Source organism: Herbaspirillum huttiense, from assembly GCF_004367745.1.
Classification (GTDB): Bacteria; Pseudomonadota; Gammaproteobacteria; order Burkholderiales; family Burkholderiaceae_D; genus Herbaspirillum; species Herbaspirillum huttiense.
This window is the reverse complement of sequence record NZ_CP037993.1, coordinates 1,092,290-1,107,740: the sequence shown is the minus strand read 5'-3', so window position 1 is coordinate 1,107,740 and position 15,451 is coordinate 1,092,290. Positions and strand designations below refer to the sequence as shown.

The window sequence follows — 15,451 nt, the reverse complement described above, 5'->3', positions numbered from 1 at the left end:
CCTATAATGCAGAACTACCCTTCTCTGGAAACCGCCATGCCTCACACCACCTTCCTGCTTCGTTCTCTGCGCGGCCTGGCCGGGATCCTGGCTCTGCTTCCGGCACTGGCGCTGGCCGCCGGCGCTGAGGCATTGACGTTCGACAACGTCAACTACGTGCATCGCTGGTCAAAGAATGGCCAGAACGAATTTACGCCACCTGCGGAAACGGACCTGAACCACTGGACCGACATGGTCACCATCAATGTCGTCGAGCAGGCCACCGATGGGGACAAGCTGGCGCAGCTGGCCAACCTCGTGCTCAAGCGCTACCAGGCGGCGGGCAAGGTGGTCCGCATCAATTCGCTGCCCCGCTCCGACAGCCGGCCTGCCGAACACTACATCGCAGCCGTGCTGGGCAATCCGGGTTTTCTGGAGGCAGTCTTCGCGCGCTTCGTGCTGGTGGAGGGGACGGGTTTCATCCTCATTCACTCGCATCGGATCTATGGGCAGCAGGCTGGCAACGACATGGCTCAATGGTTGCAAGCCAATGGGCCGCAGCAGGAAGCGGCCTTGATGGCGTGGAATGCGATGCCCTCATTGCAAGCCTTGCGGCAGTTGCCGCAGAGCGCGCATTAGGTGCATCCGGTATGGCCATGCGAGGCGGACCTGCAGTCAGTCGCTTGATTCCGTTCCTGACTGGCACCCGGTACGCGAATCGACAGGGCGCATTGTGGAATTAATTTCCACACATGCGTCGTGGAGAAATTGCTTGCTCCGCGCATAACAGACGCGCCATCAATAAGTGGTCGCCCTGAACTTCCCCCGCAACCACTTCACCGGCCCGCCAATGACCGGCAATTTCTGCCACAGCTCTTCAGCCGCATCCCAGTAATCGCGATGCTCGGTCACCAGGCCCGCCGCATCGAAGCGGAAATGCGTCGCCCCCAGCACCGTGTAGAAGCGGCCCTTCAGCCGAAACTCGAAACGCCAGGTGGCAAAGGCCTGCTCACCCTGCCCCATGCGTTCCAGAATCACGAAGCGCGGATCCTCCGTGGTCTCGAACATGTGCGCAAAGATGGCGCGGATGGATCGCAGCCCCTTGATGTCGTTGAAGGGATCCTTGAACAGAGCCTCCGGCGAATAAAATTCCCCAATCCGTTCCAGGCTGCTGCGATCCAGCGCGCCATACCAGTCCAGCAAGCGGTCAAGATGCTGCATGGTCAGCTCAGCATGAAGCGCTGGAACAGCATGAAGCGCAGCCGGAACGGCAGCAGGCGCAGTATCTTCAGCCAGGCCGTGAAGCGCCGCGGGAAGTGGATCTCGAAGCGGCCTTCGGAGATCCCGCGCCAGATGGCAGTGGCCGCCTGCTGCGGCGTCTGGATGGCCGGCATGGGGAAGTCGTTCTTGTCGGTCAGGTCGGTCTTCACGAAGCCCGGATTGACCAGATACACGTTCAATCCCTTGGGCCGCAAATCGCTATAAAGAATTTCCGCAAGATTGATCAGCGCCGCCTTGCCGGGACCATATACGGTCGCGCCCGGCAGCCCCACATAGCCGGCCACGCTGGCCACCAGCGCAATGCCGCCGCTGCCACGTGCCAGCATGTCGGGCAGCGCCGCACCCAGCGCCGAATACACACTGGCGACGTTGGTGCGCAAGGTGTGCTCGGCTTCCTCTTCCTGAACCTCCCATGTGCGCTCCGGGCGATACTTGGCCGCACAGAACACCAACAGGTCAACACCGCCGAAGGCCTCCACGATGCGCGCATGCTGGTCGCGCCAGGCGTCGTGGCAAAGCACATCCAGCGGCGCGATGAAGGCATTCTTGTGGGCCGCCGCGACCTCCTGCAATACGTCCGCACGGCGCGCCGACAAGGCCACGCGGGCACCTGCCTGCAGCGCCTGGCGCGCCAGTTCGGCACCAATGCCGCTGGAGGCACCGACCAGCCAGATGCGCAGGCCGCGCAGGTCACTGACCGGCTGGTTCATCGGGCCGAACAATACGGCGGGGCGCGAGATCGGAGCACGCTCGCCGGCGCCTCCGGCAGCCTCCTTGGGCAGGGGCTTGGACTGAGTATTCATACACCCTCCTTGCGGAAGAACAACGTGACCTGGCCCACTTCCACACCAAACTTGCTCATGCTGGTGCGGTTGATGAGTGTGCGTTCGTCCATCTGGTACATCCAGTCATCCATCTGGACTTCGTATTGCTTGTCATTGACCGGCAGCAGCAGCGTGTAATTCCAGTGCAAGGCATTGCCGGCGGTGTGGCCGATGGCCTCGCCGATGACGTCACCGGCACGGCCGCGCCAGCTGTTGTCGGGCTGGCGCACCAAGGTCCAGACGCGGGTCTGGGTCTCGCCGTCGTCATAGCGGAAACGCTCGTCCAGCGTCAGCGTGTTGCCGTCCACGGTACCGGTCACGACCACATGGAAACGCCGCGCCACTTCGCCACCGCGCTTCTGGAACATGCCCCAGGCCTCAGTGCGGCCCTTGAAGAACACCGCCGGATCGAACACCGGGGTCTTGGCGGCGTAGTCCGATATCTGCTGCGAGGCGCAGCCACCGAGCACCAGCGCCAGCAGCGCCAGCGCGATCCCCTTCCACAGGCGCGCGGGCAGACCCGTGCGCATCAGCTTGGCATTCATGACTCACTCCTTTTGCAAGAGGAACTGCACCACATCGGTCTGGCCTTCATCGAAGCCCACTTCGCAGAACACGTAATACAGCTGCCACAGACGGCGGAAACGCTCATCGAAACCTTGCGCGGCAATGGTCTCGCGCTGGGCGTGGAAGGCGTCGTTCCAGCGGCGCAGGGTCTCGGCGTAATCACGGCCGAAATGGAAGCGGTCACGCGTGGTCAGGCCGGCGCGCAGCGCGCAGCGCGAGAAGCGCTCATGGCTGGGCAGCATGCCGCCAGGGAAGATGAATTCGCGGATGAAGTCGGCGCTGTCGCGATAGCGTTCGAACACCGCTTCATCGATGGTGATCGACTGGATCAGCGCACGGCCACCGGCTTTCAGGCGGGCCGACACGGTATCGAAATACGTCTGCCAGAAACGCTCGCCGACGGCTTCGAACATTTCGATGGACACGATGGCATCGTATTTACCATCCAGATCACGGTAGTCGCACAGTTCCAGATGCGCCAGATGATCGAGCTGCTGGTGGCGCATGCGCTCCTGGCCAAAAGCCAGCTGCGACGGCGAAATCGTCACGCCATGCACACGGATGCCCAGGCGCGCCGCATGTTCGGCAAAGCCGCCCCAGCCGCAGCCGATTTCCAGCACGCGGTCGCCCGCCTGCAAGCCAAGCTGGTCAACGATGCGCTGATACTTGGCGGCCTGCGCCGAGGCCAGGCTCTGGCAGGGCTCGGTGAAGATGGCCGACGAATAGGTCATGGTCGGGTCCAGCCACAGGCGATAGAAATCATTGCCCAGGTCGTAATGCGCATGGATATTGCGGCGGCTGCCGCTGCGTGTGTTGGAGCGCAGCAGGTGGCGCAGGCGGTACCACAGCGAGGCCAGGCGTCCGCCTTCGACCGCGCTGGCAAGCATCGCACGGTTGCGCATGGCCAGGCGCAGCAGCGCGGCCAGGTCGGGCGTTTCCACCCAGCCATTGCCGTAGGCTTCGCCGAAGCCGATGTCACCGGCGCGCAGGATGGCAGCGCAGGCGCGCCAGTCGAGGATGCGCAGTTGCGCGCTTGGCGGCTGGCGCAGATCGCCGAAGGTCAGCGTGGTGCCGTGCGGTGTGATCAGTTCCAGGTGGCCGTGGCTGAGGCGCTCCAGCATCGCCAGGAACAGGCGGGCCGAAATCGGGCCGGCGCGGCGGCCGGTAGTCTGCAATGCGGGGATACGATTCACGATAGGGTTTCCTTTCCAGAAGAAGTACCTGCGGCTGCGACGCGCTCGGGCTTGCTGAACCAGGGCACGCGCTTGCGCCACAACAGCAAGGCCTGCCAGTGGATACGGGCGACCACGCCCAGCGTCAGGAACGGCTGCGCACACAGCGCGCCGAAGGCCGTGGCCGCGGTCAGGGGATGCAGATGGCCGCCGACCGAGGTGCGCATCAGGGGCTGCAAACCCTGCGCCACTTCCGACGGATGGCCGTGGTCGTAATAGTCGATGCCGACGAAGGCGGTATTTCCGCCCGCGTCCTCATGCCGTGCCTGGTCGCGAAAGCGGAAACGATAGAAACCGCTCACCTCGCAGAAGGGCGATACATGCATGAGCTTGTTGCAGACCAGCCGCGTGTGCTCGTCGATGACACCCTGTCCGGGTGCCGACAGCAGGTAGTGCTGGGTCTCGCCAAAGGTGTTGTTGACCTCGGCCAGCACCGCCCGCAGCTGACCCTCACGGTCATGGCAAAGGAAGAAGCTGACCGGATTGAACACGAAGCCGAACAGCCTCGGAAAGGTCTGCAGCCAGATCGCGCCATCGTGCGGCAGCCCGGCCTGTTGCAGATGACCGCGCACCCAGCTGGCCAGATCGCTGCCATCGCGCGGACCATAGTCGCGCGTGCGCACGCACATCAGGCGGCGGCGATCCACGCCGAACCAGGCATTGCCCGCTTCGTTGAGGCGCGCCAGATCGAGGCGCACGCAGAACACCGGATAGACGAACTTGTGCAGCACCGGACGCAAACGCTGATGCATCACCTGCCCGCTCAACAACAGCGCGGGCGCGTCGGTGCGGGAGGTCAGCGAAGTGTTCATAGCGCAGCCCAATCCGGCGTCACGCCGAAGTCCCGGATTACGCGCAGGGCGGATTTCAGGCCATCTTCATGGAAGCCGTAACCGGTCCACGCACCGGCGAACCACGCGCGGTGCTTGCCCTGAATCTCCGGCAGGCGGCGCTGGGCATCGATGGCGGGCTGGTCGAAGACCGGATGCTCGTAATCGAAACGGCCCATCACCGTCGCCGGGTTGGGCGGCTGGGGCGGATTCAGGGTGAGCACGATGTGGGTCTTGCAGGGCAGGTCCTGCAGGCGGTTGAGCCAGTAGCTCACGCACACCGCGCGGCTGCCATCGCTGTGGCGCGAACCAAGGTAATTCCAGGCCGACCAGACCTTGTCCAGCTGCGGCATGAGCGAGACGTCGCTGTGCAACCAGGCGGTATTGGCCTGATAACGCACGGCCGACAGTACCTGATGTTCTTCGATGGTGGCGTCCTGCAGCAGCGCCAGGGTCTGCGGTGCGTGGGTGGCGAAGACCACCGCGTCGAACTGTTCCTCGCGCGGCTCGGCACCGCCACTGCGCACCAGCACGCCCTGCTCGTTGCGGGTGACGCTGGTGAGGCGGCTACCCAGGCGCACATCGTCAAGGGTGGCGGCGATGCGGCGCACGTATTCACGCGAACCACCGCGCACGGTGCGCCAGCGCGGACGGTTGTTGACCTGCAGCAGGCCGTGGTTGATGCAGAAGCGCAGGAAAGTCGCCGCCGGGAAATCGAGGATGTCCGAAGGCGAGCTGGACCAGATCGCTGCCGCCATCGGGATCAGATAGGCATCACCGAACAGGACGCCATAGCCGCCCTCTTCCAGCAACTGCCGCAAGGTCACCGGACGCCCCTCGCAGGCGGCCAGGTTGGCGTGCGCAGCACGGTTGAAGCGCAGGATGTCACGCAGCATGCCCAGGAAGGACGGCTGCAGCAGGCGCTTGCGCTGGGCGAAGACGGTATCCAGATTGGTGCCGGCCCATTCGAAACTCCCTTCATCCATCGAGACGCCGAAGGACATGTCGGTATCGTAGGTCTCGACCTTCAGCTCCTCGAACAGCGCGATCAGGTTGGGATAGGTCCAGTCATTGAAGACCAGGAACCCGGTATCGACCGGGAAGGGGACGCCCTCCGGCGCGATCTCCACGGTATTGGCATGGCCGCCCAGCGTCGGGGCGGACTCGAACAGCACGACCTGATGCTTGCGCGCCAGCAGGTAGGCGCTCGCCAGGCCGGAAATACCGGCCCCGATGACGGCGATGCGCTGTCCTGTGCCCTGCTCGATGGCTGCTGCGTTTGGATTCATGAAAACTTGCCCGCCTATGTCTTTGTTATTGAAGTTCTGCCGTTGCCAGTCCGTGGGAATGTTTCCCTGCCCTGCTGGCCCGTGCTGCTTTGGTGACCGGGGCGGCGCTTGCCGTGGGCCTTTTTGCCACTCGCGCCGCTTATTTGCTATTCATCCTTGATTTAGGTGCTAAGATTACTACCAAAGAAAAATAAAATCTACTACTTAGTAACTTTAGCTACCAATGAGTATTTTCGGCAAACTGAGCTTCAAGGACCAAGCCTACAAATTACGGGAGAACGCCATCCTGGATGCCGCCACGTCCGTCCTGGGCAGCAAGGGCTATGACCTGATGACCATGGACGACGTGGCCGGTGCAGTGGGCATCTCCAAGCCCAGCCTGTACAAGCATTTCAAGTCCAAGGAAGAGCTGATCGGCGAGACCATGATCCGTCTCGTCGACGGGGCGATCGACCAGCTGGCGCAGCTGGAGCCGATTCCCAGCCCGCGCGGCAAGCTCGAAGCGATGCTGGAATGGGCGCTGCGGGTGCGCCTGGAGGGCGGCCTGCCCTTCCTGCCCTCGACCAGCGCGCATGTGCGCGAGATGCTCATGCGCAACGTGAAATACGTCATGCGCGTGCTCAAGCTGAACGGGCAACTGGAAAAGCTGGTGAAGGATGCGCAGAAAAACGGCGAGATCGATGCCGCCCTGCCCAGTGATGTGGTGTTGTACAGCTACTACGCCCGCACCTGTGACCCGGCCGTGGATTACCTGCAGAAGTTCAGCAAGATGAGCAGCGACGAGATCGTGAAATACATGCTGCACGTGGCCTTCAACGGCTTCACGAAGTAAAGGGCAGGCGCGCCGCGGCCAGCGGCGGCACCCGCCCTTTTCTGCTCTGCGGTATTACAAACCGTAGCAGCGCGCTGCGGTCCCGCCCCATAGCTGCTCTTGTTCCGCTGCCGACAGGCGCGTGGCCGCCCACTCGCGGACCACGCCCGCCACCGTCGCATAGGACGCCGCCAGCAGACACACCGGCCAGTCCGAGCCAAACATCAGGCGCTGCGGCCCGAAGGCTTCCAGCGCCGTATCCAGGCACAGGGCAATATTGTCGTAATCCTTCTGTCGCAATCCGCGCAGCCAATCCGCCTCGGTGACCAGCCCGGACAACTTGCAGGCCACATGCGGCATGGCGGCCAGTGCGCGCAGCTGGCGCTTCCATCCATTGAAGGAAGCTTCACTTCGCCCGAAATCCACGAGGGCTGGCTTGCCCAGGTGATCCAGCACCAGCCAGTGGCGGTCATGGCGTGCGCAGAAGGCCTGCACCTCGGCCATCTGCCGGGCATGGATCAGCACGTCATACACCAGGCCCTGCTGCTGCAGCCACTTGATGCCGGCATTGAAGGCGGGGGCCTCGACGAAGGCCGTGACGTCGGCTTCATCCTGGATCTGATGACGAAAGCCGACCAGCTTGTCCCGTCCCCATTGCGCCACGTTGGCAGCCAGGTGCGGCGAGGACAGATCCTCCCAGCCCACCACGCCGGCGATGCGGCGATCGGCACGCGCCAGGTCCAGCAGGAAGCCGGTTTCTTCACGTCCCACGCGGGCCTGCACCGCAATGGAGGCATGCAGCCCTTCGGCATCCAGCACCGGATGCAGCTGCCCTGGCAGACGATCACAGGCCAGCAGCTCCATGCCCTTGCCGATCCAGGGATAGTCGTCGGCGCGATAGCGCCAGAAATGCTGATGGGCGTCGATGCGAAGGGGTTTCATGGCGCGGTCTCGGGAGGGAGGAGGAGAATGAAGCGTCTCCGCATCTCTTAGTTTTTTCTGGATGAAAACTTAGAAACGGGAAAGCAGAAACTTAAGGATTTCCCCGGATCACTCCGGGGAAACCACTGAACATCAGACCGGATCAGTCGTACAGCACTTCCTTGATCTTGGGGTCATCGATGTTGCTCTTGTCGTACCAGTAGAAGCCGGTATCGATGACCTTGGGCAGCTTCTCGCCCTTGATCGCCTTGACCGCCGCTTCCACGGTCTTGTAGCCGATCCCCACCGGGTTCTGGGTGATGGCACCAGCCATCAGGCCGTCGCGGATCGCATCCTTCTGCTGCTTGCCGGAGTCATAGCCGATGATGATGATCTTGCGCTTCATCTCCTTGACACCATTGACCACGCCGATGGCCGAGCCTTCGTTGGTACCGAAGATGCCCTTGATCTTGGGATAGGCCTGCAGGATGGATTTGGTGACCTCGGTCGACTTCAGCTGGTCGCCCGCGCCGTATTGCACGCTGACCACCTTGATCTTGGGATAGTTGGCCTTGATGCGCTCCAGGAAGCCATCGCGGCGATCCACGCCGGTACGGCTGGTCTGGTCGTGGGCCACCACGGCGACTTCGCCTTCCTTGCCGATCAGCTCGGCCATCTTGTCAGCCGCCAGTGCCGCGGCAGCACGGTTGTCGGTGGTGGCGGTGGTGACGGGGATGTCGCTGTCCACGCCCGAGTCAAAGGCGACCACCGGGATCTTGGCGGCTTGCGCCTTCTTCAGCAGCGGAATCGCCGCCTTGCTGTCCAGCGCGGCAAAGCCGATGGCTTGCGGCTTCTTGGCCAGGGCGGCAGAGAGCATGTCGATCTGCTTGTCGACCATGGCTTCGGTTTCCGGACCTTCGAAGGTCACCTTCACCTTCAGGTCCTTGCCGGCCTGGTCGGCACCGGCTTTCACGGCCTGCCAGAACTGGTGCTGGAAGCCCTTGGAAATGAGCGGCACATACACTTCCTGCGCGTGCGCAACCGAAGTGCCGACGGCGAAGGCCAGACCCAGGGCAGCGGCCAGTAACTTGTTCTTGAACACGGTACGTCTCCTTTTGTTATCGATGATGGAGTGCCGGAAATGGCGCTTCCGGCGGGGCTTGCATTGCTACGAAGAAATCATTTCAGGCGCGGCGGCGACGGCGCAGGATGTCAAGATACACGGCCAGGATGATGATCACGCCGGTCACCACGGTCTGCCATTCCTGCGCCACCGACATGATGCGCAGGCCGTTGACCAGCACGCTCATGATGAAGGCACCGATGATGGTGCCCAGGATGGTGCCGGTTCCGCCCGAGAGCGAGGTGCCGCCGATCACCACGGCGGCAATCGCATCCAGCTCGTAACCCTGGCCCAGCGCAGGCTGCGCCGAATTCAGGCGGGAGGCGATGATCAGGCCGGCGATGCCGCAGATGGCCCCCGAGAAGGTATAGACCGCGACCTTCCAGAAATCCACCTTCACGCCCGACAGGCGCAGTGCTTCCTCATTGCTGCCCAGGGCAAAGGTATAGCGGCCGAACACCGTCTTGTTGAGGATGACGGAGGCACCGATGGCGACGATGAACAGGATCAGCACCGCATTGGGAATCGGCAGCGAGGGAATCAGGTCACCGATCAGCGAATCCTGGGCGATGGCCGAGAAGCCCTCGGTATCGTTGAAGTAGATCGGGCGCGTGCCGGAGATCACCAGCGACAGGCCCTTCAACAGCATCATCATGCCCAGCGTGGCGATGAAGGGCGGCACCTTGAGCTTGGCGATCACCATGCCGGAAACCCAGCCCGAGAGCGCCCCGAAGAAGATCGCCGCAGCGATGCCCAACGGCAGCGGCATGCCCCAGTTGGTCAGCACCACCCCGGCCATGACGGCGCAGAAGGTCATCATGGTGCCCACCGACAGGTCGATGCCGGAGGTGATGATGACGTAGGTGCAGGCAATGGCCAGCACGCCGTTGACGGCGGTGGACTGCAGGATGCTGACCAGGTTGTCCACCTCCATGAAGTTGGGCGAGGCGAAGCTGAAGAACAGGATCATCAGCAGCAGGCTGGCAAAGGCCAGCAGCTTCTGGCGTGCGGCCGGATTGAACAGGCGGGCGCGCAGGCCCGAGGGGGAAGCGGTGTTGGCCATGGTGGATGCGGAAGGGGCGGAGTGGATTTGGTTTGCCATGATCGGTCTGTCTCTCTTGTAATGTCTGGAAGCCCGGTGACGCTTATTGCGCCACGGCCGATTCGCGCTGCGTGGCCAGTTGCATGATGTTTTCCTGGGTGGCATCGGCGCGCGCCAGTTCACCGGTCACGCGGCCTTCGCACATCACCAGGATGCGATGGCTCATGCGCAGCACCTCGGGCAGTTCGGAGGAAATCATCACGATGGCCTTGCCCTGCTCGGCCAGTGCATCGAGCAGCTTGTAGATTTCGCTCTTGGCACCGATGTCGATGCCGCGCGTGGGCTCATCGAAGAACAGGATGTCGCAGTCGCGCAGCAGCCACTTGGCGATCACGATCTTCTGCTGGTTGCCGCCGGAGAGCAGGCGCGCCTGCTGTTCCACCGAGGGGGTCTTGATGGCCAGCTGGCGCACATAGCCTTGCGCCACTTCACGAATCGCGCGCTGGTCCATGAAGCCGGCCTTGGTGAAACGGCCCATGCTGGAGAGTGCGATGTTGGCCTGCACGTCCATGCCCACGGCCAATCCGAAATGCTTGCGGTCTTCCGACAGGTAGCCGATGCCATGCGCCACCGCATCGGCCGGCTGGCGGATCACGGCCTTGCCGCCGTGGATGATGATCTCGCCCGACTCCAGCGGATCGGCACCGAAGATGGCGCGCGCCACTTCCGTACGGCCCGCCCCCATGAGGCCGGCGAAACCGAGGATCTCGCCCCGGCGCAGTTTGAAGCTGACATCGCGGATGGCGCGGCCACGATTGAGACCGCGTACTTCCAGCACCACTTCATTGCCGGAGGTATCGGGCGGCAAGCGTTGCTCGCCATCGAGCGCGCGGCCCACCATCATGGAAATGATGGTGTCCATGGAGGTGCCCTGCATCGGCACGGTGGCAATGTACTTGCCATCACGCATGACGCTGACGCGATCGGCGATCTGGCGCAGTTCGTCCATCTTGTGCGAGATGTAGACGATGCCCACGCCCTGCGCCTGCAGGTCGCGGATGATGCGAAACAGTTCGGCGATTTCGGCGTTGTTGAGCGCGGCGGTCGGCTCATCCATGATCAGCACGCGCGAGTCGAAGGACAGCGCCTTGGCGATTTCCACCATCTGCTGGCGCGCCACGGTGAGGTCGCCGACCGGCGTGCGCGGATCCATGTCGAGCCGCATGCGGGCGAAGATGGCGGCGGCCTGGCGGTTCAGTTGCTCTTCGTCGATGATGAGACCGAAACCCTTGCGCGGCTCGCGGCCGATGAAGATGTTCTGCGCAGCGGACAGGTGATTCATCAGGTTCAGTTCCTGATGGATGATGCCGATGCCCAAGGCCTGCGCCTGGCGCGGCTCGGCGATCTCCACCGGTTTGCCGTCGAGCAGGATGTCGCCGCTGTCGCGCTGGTAGACGCCGGAGAGGATCTTCATCAGCGTGGATTTGCCGGCACCGTTCTCGCCCATCAGGGCGTGGACTTCACCGGCCACCAGTTCGAACTGGCAATTGTCCAGCGCCAGCACGCCGGGAAAGCGCTTGCTGACATTGCGCAGGGCGATCAGCGGTGTAGCCGATGCCGATGCCGCTGCGCGGACTTGTGTCTCGTGTTCTTGTTGCATGCTCACCTCGGATGCGGATGCAGTGCTGGCCGGAACAGGTCCTGGCCATCGTTTGCGCGACTCTGCGGTCGCTGCTGTTCGGGGACTACGGTCTTGCGTGCTGCCTGCTGCTACCTGCTGCTACCTACTGTACCGCCTTGCGAAAAACTTAGAAAGCGATTTGCAAAAACTAAACTCTGCTGCAATGGAAACTTAATCTTTTCCGTCTTCCTGCGCGGACAGATCGAAGATGCGCGTCATCGGCACCCACTTCTCTCCGGCCGGCGTCCACGGTGTCGCGGCCTGGAAGCGCCACATCAGCGCTTCCCACGCCTGCACCTTGGGATCACGCTCGCTGGCCGCTGCCATGGCGGCGGCGTCGAACACCGCATCATCGGTCTCCATCACCATCACCATGCGCGTCCCGAGACGATGGATCTCCATCCCGGTCACGCCCTGTCGGCGCAAATGGGCGGCGATCTCGGGCCAGATGCGCTGATGGTGCTGTTCATACTCGGCGATCAGCGCGGGATCATCTTTCAGATCGAGGGCCAGCACGGTACGCATGGCGGCCTCAGGTCAGGGCGCGGTCGAGATGGGTATAGCCCCCATCGACGAACACCCACTGCCCGGTGGTATGCGAGGAGCGGCCCGAGAGCAGGAACACGGCCATGTCGGCCATTTCCTCGGAGGTCGTGAAACGCTTGCCGAGCGGGATCTTGCTGGTGATGGCGTCCAGCTTCTCCTGTGGATTCTCGAAAGTGGCAATCCATTTCTCGTAGAGCGGGGTCATCACTTCCGCCGGAATCAGTGCATTGACGCGCACGCCGTCATCACGCAAGGCGGCAGCCCATTCGCGGGTCAGCGACAGCTGCGCCCCCTTGGAGGCGCAATAGCCGCTGGTGTTGCCCTGGCCGGTGAGGGCCGTCTTGGAAGAGACGTTCAGGATCGCGCCGCGCGTGGCCTTCAGGTGCGGCACGCAGTAATGCGCCATCACGTAGTAGTGGATCAGGTTGCGTTCCAGCGAAGCGACGAACTCATTGCGCCCCGCGTCCAGGCCCACGCTGTCATTGACACCGGCATTGTTGACCAGACCATCGAGACGGCCAAAGCGGCGCACGGTCTCGGCCACGGCCTCGCCGCAGCGCGCCTCGTCCTGCAATTCCAGCTGGAACAGCGCGGCACGCGGCTGCAGGCCGGTCAGGCGGGTCCAGAACTGCGGGTCCGGCTCGCTGCGCGCGAACACCACGGGAATCGCGCCTTCGGCGGCCAGTTGCAGGCTGATCGCGCCGCCGATGCCGGAGGCGCCGCCGGTCACGATGACGACCTTGTCTTGCAGGTTCAAATCCACATCAGTCTCCGTTTTCGTTCATCTTGTCGTGGTGGATGCAGTCTCAACCCCGGAAGCGGTACTGCTCCAGTGAAGCGGGCTTCATTTCGATCGAAAACCCCGGCAGGCTGGGCGGCATGTAGGCCGCATTGCGGATCACGCAGGGATCGACGAAGTGTTCGTGCAGGTGGTCCACATATTCGGTCACGCGTCCTTCCTTGCTGCCGGAGATGCACAGGTAGTCGATCATCGACAGGTGCTGCACATATTCGCACAGGCCCACGCCACCCGCATGCGGGCAGACCACCTTGCCATATTTCGCGGCCATCAGCATGACGGCCAGGATTTCATTGACGCCACCGAGACGGCAGGAATCGATCTGCACCACATCGATGGCATCGCGCATGATGAACTGCTTGAACAGCACGCGGTTCTGGCACATCTCGCCGGTGGCGACCTTGACCGCACCAATGCCGGCGCGGATCTTGCGGTGACCTTCCACGTCGTCCGGACTGGTCGGCTCCTCGATGAACCAGGGTTGCGCAAAGGCCAATTCATTGACCCAGTCGATGGCCTGATCCACTTCCCACACCTGGTTGGCATCGATCATCAGATTGCGGTCCGGGCCCAGCACTTCGCGGGCGATGCGCACGCGGCGCTTGTCGTCTTCCAGGTCGCGGCCGACCTTGAGCTTGACGTAGTTGAAGCCCTGATCGATGGCTTCTTGGCACAGGCGGCGCAGCTTGGCGTCGTCATAGCCCAGCCAGCCGGCCGAGGTGGTGTAGCAGGGATAGCCTTCCTGTTCCAGGATGCGCAGGCGTTCGGCCTTGCCGGCTTCCTTTTCGCGCAGCAGGGCCAGTGCTTCATCCGGGGTGATGCAATCGGTGATGTAGCGGAAATCGATGGTGCGCACCAGTTCCTCGGGCGACATGTCAGCCACCAGCTTCCACACCGGCTTGCCGGCCGCCTTGGCCCACAGGTCCCAGGCGGCATTGACCACTGCGCCGGTGGCCAGGTGGATCGCGCCCTTGTCCGGACCGATCCAGCGCAGCTGGCTGTCAGAGGTGACGTGACGCCAGAAGCGGCCCATGTCGGCGGCGATCCAGTCCAGGTCCAGGCCCACCACCAGGTGCTCCATGGCGCGGATGGCGGCACAACAGATCTCGTTGCCGCGACCGATGGTGAAGGTCAGGCCGTGGCCCTTCAGTTGCTCATTGTCGGTATCGAGGATGACGTAGGCGGCGGAGTAATCCGGATCCGGATTCATTGCATCCGACCCATCCAGCGATTGCGAAGTGGGAAAGCGTACGTCCAGCACGCGCAGGGCAGTAATCTTGGTCATCGGTCTCTAGCGTGGATGCCGCTGCGGTGGCGTGCCGCAATCGGCTGGCCATCCGTGGCGGACAGCCTGGGGTGATCGTCTCCGGGGCCAGGCCCCTCTTTTGTTTTTCCTCACAAGTAAAATATCATTTCATCTGTGAGTGCCAGAGCATAACCTTGATTATCCTCCCATTGCGGGGCCAGTCCGATGAAGTTTCGGACCTGACCGATATCGATTTTGGGATGACGAGGCGAGGTCAAGAGATCATGCATGAAAAATTATTTTACGAATAAAATGGATTTTTCATCAAAATCCCCTACAATCCGGCCCCAGAAAAGCCTGCTTTTGCGATCTATCGTCCCCTGTCGCACCCGGAAAACGCCATGCCCAGAACCCGCAAACTCAATCCCGCCGAGGCTACCGCCGTGCAGACGGCCGCCGACCACGAAGAGGACAGCGCTGCCGGCAAGACGCGCTACGCCGCGCCGGCGCTGGACAAGGGCCTGGATATCCTGGAGTTGCTGAGTCGCTCGGAACAGATGCTGACCCTGAACCAGATCTCGCGGCAACTGGGACGCAGCGTCAATGAAATCTTCCGCATGGTGGTCACGCTGGAACAGCGCGGTTACCTGGTGGCCGACAACGACCATTACCGGCTCTCGCTGAAACTGTTTGAGCTGGCCCATCATCATCAGCCGATCCGCTCGCTGGTGAGCACCGCCCTGCCCCACATGCGCGAGCTGGCCAATCGCTCCATGCAGTCCACCCACCTGACGGTCTACGAAGCGGGCCGCGTGATCGTGGTGGCGCAGGTCGACAGTCCCGAACGCTGGGCGTTCGGACTGAAGGTCGGGGCGCTGGTGAGCCTGACTGACACGGCATCCGGCCACGTGTTGCTGGCCTTCCGCGATGAAGCCGAACGCGCCAGCATGCTGGCCGCGCACGTGCGCATGGATGGCGAACAGGAAATCGGGACGGCGCAGCTGATACGCCAGATCGAGGACACGCGCAAACGCGGCCACTCGCGCATGGAAAGCCGGCAGATCCGCGGCGTGGTCAACCTGTCCTATCCGGTGATGGGAGCCAACAACCGCATGCTGGCGGCCTTGAACGTGCCCTATATCGAACGCATCGACAAGAAGGTCAATCCCAGCCTGGACGAGGTGCAAGGCATCGTTCAGGAAATCTCGGCACGGCTGTCGCGGCTGATGGGGGATTCGAGTTTCGGGTCCTGAAGCGGACCCGATGAAAGGATGGCGTGG

At 62.8% G+C, this 15,451-nt stretch carries 16 protein-coding genes; 3 read left to right on the top strand and 13 right to left on the bottom strand.

Going from position 1 to position 15,451, the window contains the following annotated elements:
- Window positions 1-36 precede the first annotated feature (36 nt).
- Complete coding sequence (locus tag E2K99_RS04955) at window positions 37-618, top strand: hypothetical protein (protein ID WP_134221528.1); 582 nt, start codon at window positions 37-39, stop codon at window positions 616-618.
- A gap of 159 nt (window positions 619-777) precedes the next feature.
- Here the strand turns inward: E2K99_RS04955 and E2K99_RS04950 are convergent, their stop codons facing one another.
- The 6 genes from E2K99_RS04950 to E2K99_RS04925 are packed head-to-tail and all read right to left on the bottom strand — an operon-like array spanning window position 778 to window position 6,002.
- Window positions 778-1,200 carry a nuclear transport factor 2 family protein gene (locus E2K99_RS04950; protein ID WP_039789077.1) on the bottom strand — a complete coding sequence of 141 codons (423 nt, stop codon included), beginning with the start codon at window positions 1,198-1,200 and terminating at the stop codon, window positions 778-780.
- Between the two features lie 2 nt (window positions 1,201-1,202).
- The gene (locus tag E2K99_RS04945) at window positions 1,203-2,063 is read right to left on the bottom strand and encodes an SDR family NAD(P)-dependent oxidoreductase (RefSeq protein ID WP_134221527.1); all 861 of its coding nucleotides are present in this window, start codon (window positions 2,061-2,063) and stop codon (window positions 1,203-1,205) included.
- Complete coding sequence (locus tag E2K99_RS04940; RefSeq protein WP_121044334.1) at window positions 2,060-2,629, bottom strand: DUF3833 domain-containing protein; 570 nt, start codon at window positions 2,627-2,629, stop codon at window positions 2,060-2,062. The genes E2K99_RS04945 and E2K99_RS04940 overlap by 4 nt, the downstream gene beginning before the upstream one ends.
- A gap of 3 nt (window positions 2,630-2,632) precedes the next feature.
- Window positions 2,633-3,844: an SAM-dependent methyltransferase gene (locus tag E2K99_RS04935; protein ID WP_134221526.1), complete on the bottom strand. Its 1,212-nt coding sequence runs from the start codon at window positions 3,842-3,844 to the stop codon at window positions 2,633-2,635.
- Entirely contained in the window at window positions 3,841-4,695 is an 855-nt protein-coding gene (locus E2K99_RS04930) for a DUF1365 domain-containing protein (protein WP_134221525.1), read from the bottom strand. Before E2K99_RS04930 ends, E2K99_RS04935 begins: the two co-directional genes overlap by 4 nt.
- Window positions 4,692-6,002, bottom strand: coding sequence for an NAD(P)/FAD-dependent oxidoreductase (locus tag E2K99_RS04925; protein ID WP_134221524.1), 1,311 nt, complete (start codon window positions 6,000-6,002; stop codon window positions 4,692-4,694). Before E2K99_RS04925 ends, E2K99_RS04930 begins: the two co-directional genes overlap by 4 nt.
- Before the next feature lie 223 nt (window positions 6,003-6,225).
- Here E2K99_RS04925 and E2K99_RS04920 point away from each other — a divergent pair, with 223 nt between their 5' ends.
- Window positions 6,226-6,834: a TetR/AcrR family transcriptional regulator gene (locus tag E2K99_RS04920; protein WP_134137208.1), complete on the top strand. Its 609-nt coding sequence runs from the start codon at window positions 6,226-6,228 to the stop codon at window positions 6,832-6,834.
- Window positions 6,835-6,888: 54 nt separating this feature from the next.
- Here E2K99_RS04920 and E2K99_RS04915 read toward each other — a convergent pair whose 3' ends face one another.
- The 7 genes from E2K99_RS04915 to E2K99_RS04885 all read right to left on the bottom strand — a co-directional run bounded on the left by E2K99_RS04915 (window position 6,889) and on the right by E2K99_RS04885 (window position 14,210).
- Window positions 6,889-7,755, bottom strand: a complete 867-nt coding sequence (locus E2K99_RS04915; protein WP_134221523.1) for an L-fucono-1,5-lactonase — start codon at window positions 7,753-7,755, stop codon at window positions 6,889-6,891.
- Window positions 7,756-7,897: 142 nt separating this feature from the next.
- The gene (locus tag E2K99_RS04910) at window positions 7,898-8,836 is read right to left on the bottom strand and encodes an ABC transporter substrate-binding protein (protein WP_134221522.1); all 939 of its coding nucleotides are present in this window, start codon (window positions 8,834-8,836) and stop codon (window positions 7,898-7,900) included.
- Between the two features lie 82 nt (window positions 8,837-8,918).
- Window positions 8,919-9,959, bottom strand: a complete 1,041-nt coding sequence (locus E2K99_RS04905; RefSeq protein WP_121044357.1) for an ABC transporter permease — start codon at window positions 9,957-9,959, stop codon at window positions 8,919-8,921.
- Window positions 9,960-10,002: 43 nt separating this feature from the next.
- Window positions 10,003-11,559 carry a sugar ABC transporter ATP-binding protein gene (locus E2K99_RS04900; RefSeq protein ID WP_134221521.1) on the bottom strand — a complete coding sequence of 519 codons (1,557 nt, stop codon included), beginning with the start codon at window positions 11,557-11,559 and terminating at the stop codon, window positions 10,003-10,005.
- A gap of 192 nt (window positions 11,560-11,751) precedes the next feature.
- Window positions 11,752-12,105, bottom strand: coding sequence for an L-rhamnose mutarotase (locus E2K99_RS04895; protein ID WP_121044363.1), 354 nt, complete (start codon window positions 12,103-12,105; stop codon window positions 11,752-11,754).
- 7 nt (window positions 12,106-12,112) lie between these two features.
- The gene (locus tag E2K99_RS04890) at window positions 12,113-12,889 is read right to left on the bottom strand and encodes an SDR family oxidoreductase (protein ID WP_134221520.1); all 777 of its coding nucleotides are present in this window, start codon (window positions 12,887-12,889) and stop codon (window positions 12,113-12,115) included.
- A 43-nt stretch (window positions 12,890-12,932) separates the two neighbouring features.
- Window positions 12,933-14,210, bottom strand: coding sequence for an L-fuconate dehydratase (locus E2K99_RS04885; RefSeq protein WP_121044366.1), 1,278 nt, complete (start codon window positions 14,208-14,210; stop codon window positions 12,933-12,935).
- Between the two features lie 362 nt (window positions 14,211-14,572).
- On the opposite strand from E2K99_RS04885, the gene E2K99_RS04880 reads away from it, so the two are divergent.
- Entirely contained in the window at window positions 14,573-15,424 is an 852-nt protein-coding gene (locus E2K99_RS04880) for an IclR family transcriptional regulator (protein WP_134221519.1), read from the top strand.
- The last annotated feature ends 27 nt before the right edge of the window (window positions 15,425-15,451 follow it).

Excerpts from the sequence above, each read along its gene's own strand:
- E2K99_RS04915 (WP_134221523.1), bottom strand. The coding sequence starts at position 7,755 with ATGAAACCCCTTCGCATCGACGCCCATCAGCATTTCTGGCGCTATCGC.
- E2K99_RS04950 (WP_039789077.1), bottom strand. The coding sequence starts at position 1,200 with ATGCAGCATCTTGACCGCTTGCTGGACTGGTATGGCGCGCTGGATCGC.
- E2K99_RS04920 (WP_134137208.1), top strand. The coding sequence starts at position 6,226 with ATGAGTATTTTCGGCAAACTGAGCTTCAAGGACCAAGCCTACAAATTA.
- E2K99_RS04955 (WP_134221528.1), top strand. The coding sequence starts at position 37 with ATGCCTCACACCACCTTCCTGCTTCGTTCTCTGCGCGGCCTGGCCGGG.
- E2K99_RS04885 (WP_121044366.1), bottom strand. The coding sequence starts at position 14,210 with ATGACCAAGATTACTGCCCTGCGCGTGCTGGACGTACGCTTTCCCACT.
- E2K99_RS04905 (WP_121044357.1), bottom strand. The coding sequence starts at position 9,959 with ATGGCAAACCAAATCCACTCCGCCCCTTCCGCATCCACCATGGCCAAC.
- E2K99_RS04900 (WP_134221521.1), bottom strand. The coding sequence starts at position 11,559 with ATGCAACAAGAACACGAGACACAAGTCCGCGCAGCGGCATCGGCATCG.
- E2K99_RS04925 (WP_134221524.1), bottom strand. The coding sequence starts at position 6,002 with ATGAATCCAAACGCAGCAGCCATCGAGCAGGGCACAGGACAGCGCATC.
- E2K99_RS04930 (WP_134221525.1), bottom strand. The coding sequence starts at position 4,695 with ATGAACACTTCGCTGACCTCCCGCACCGACGCGCCCGCGCTGTTGTTG.
- E2K99_RS04880 (WP_134221519.1), top strand. The coding sequence starts at position 14,573 with ATGCCCAGAACCCGCAAACTCAATCCCGCCGAGGCTACCGCCGTGCAG.
- E2K99_RS04895 (WP_121044363.1), bottom strand. The coding sequence starts at position 12,105 with ATGCGTACCGTGCTGGCCCTCGATCTGAAAGATGATCCCGCGCTGATC.
- E2K99_RS04945 (WP_134221527.1), bottom strand. The coding sequence starts at position 2,063 with ATGAATACTCAGTCCAAGCCCCTGCCCAAGGAGGCTGCCGGAGGCGCC.
- E2K99_RS04940 (WP_121044334.1), bottom strand. The coding sequence starts at position 2,629 with ATGAATGCCAAGCTGATGCGCACGGGTCTGCCCGCGCGCCTGTGGAAG.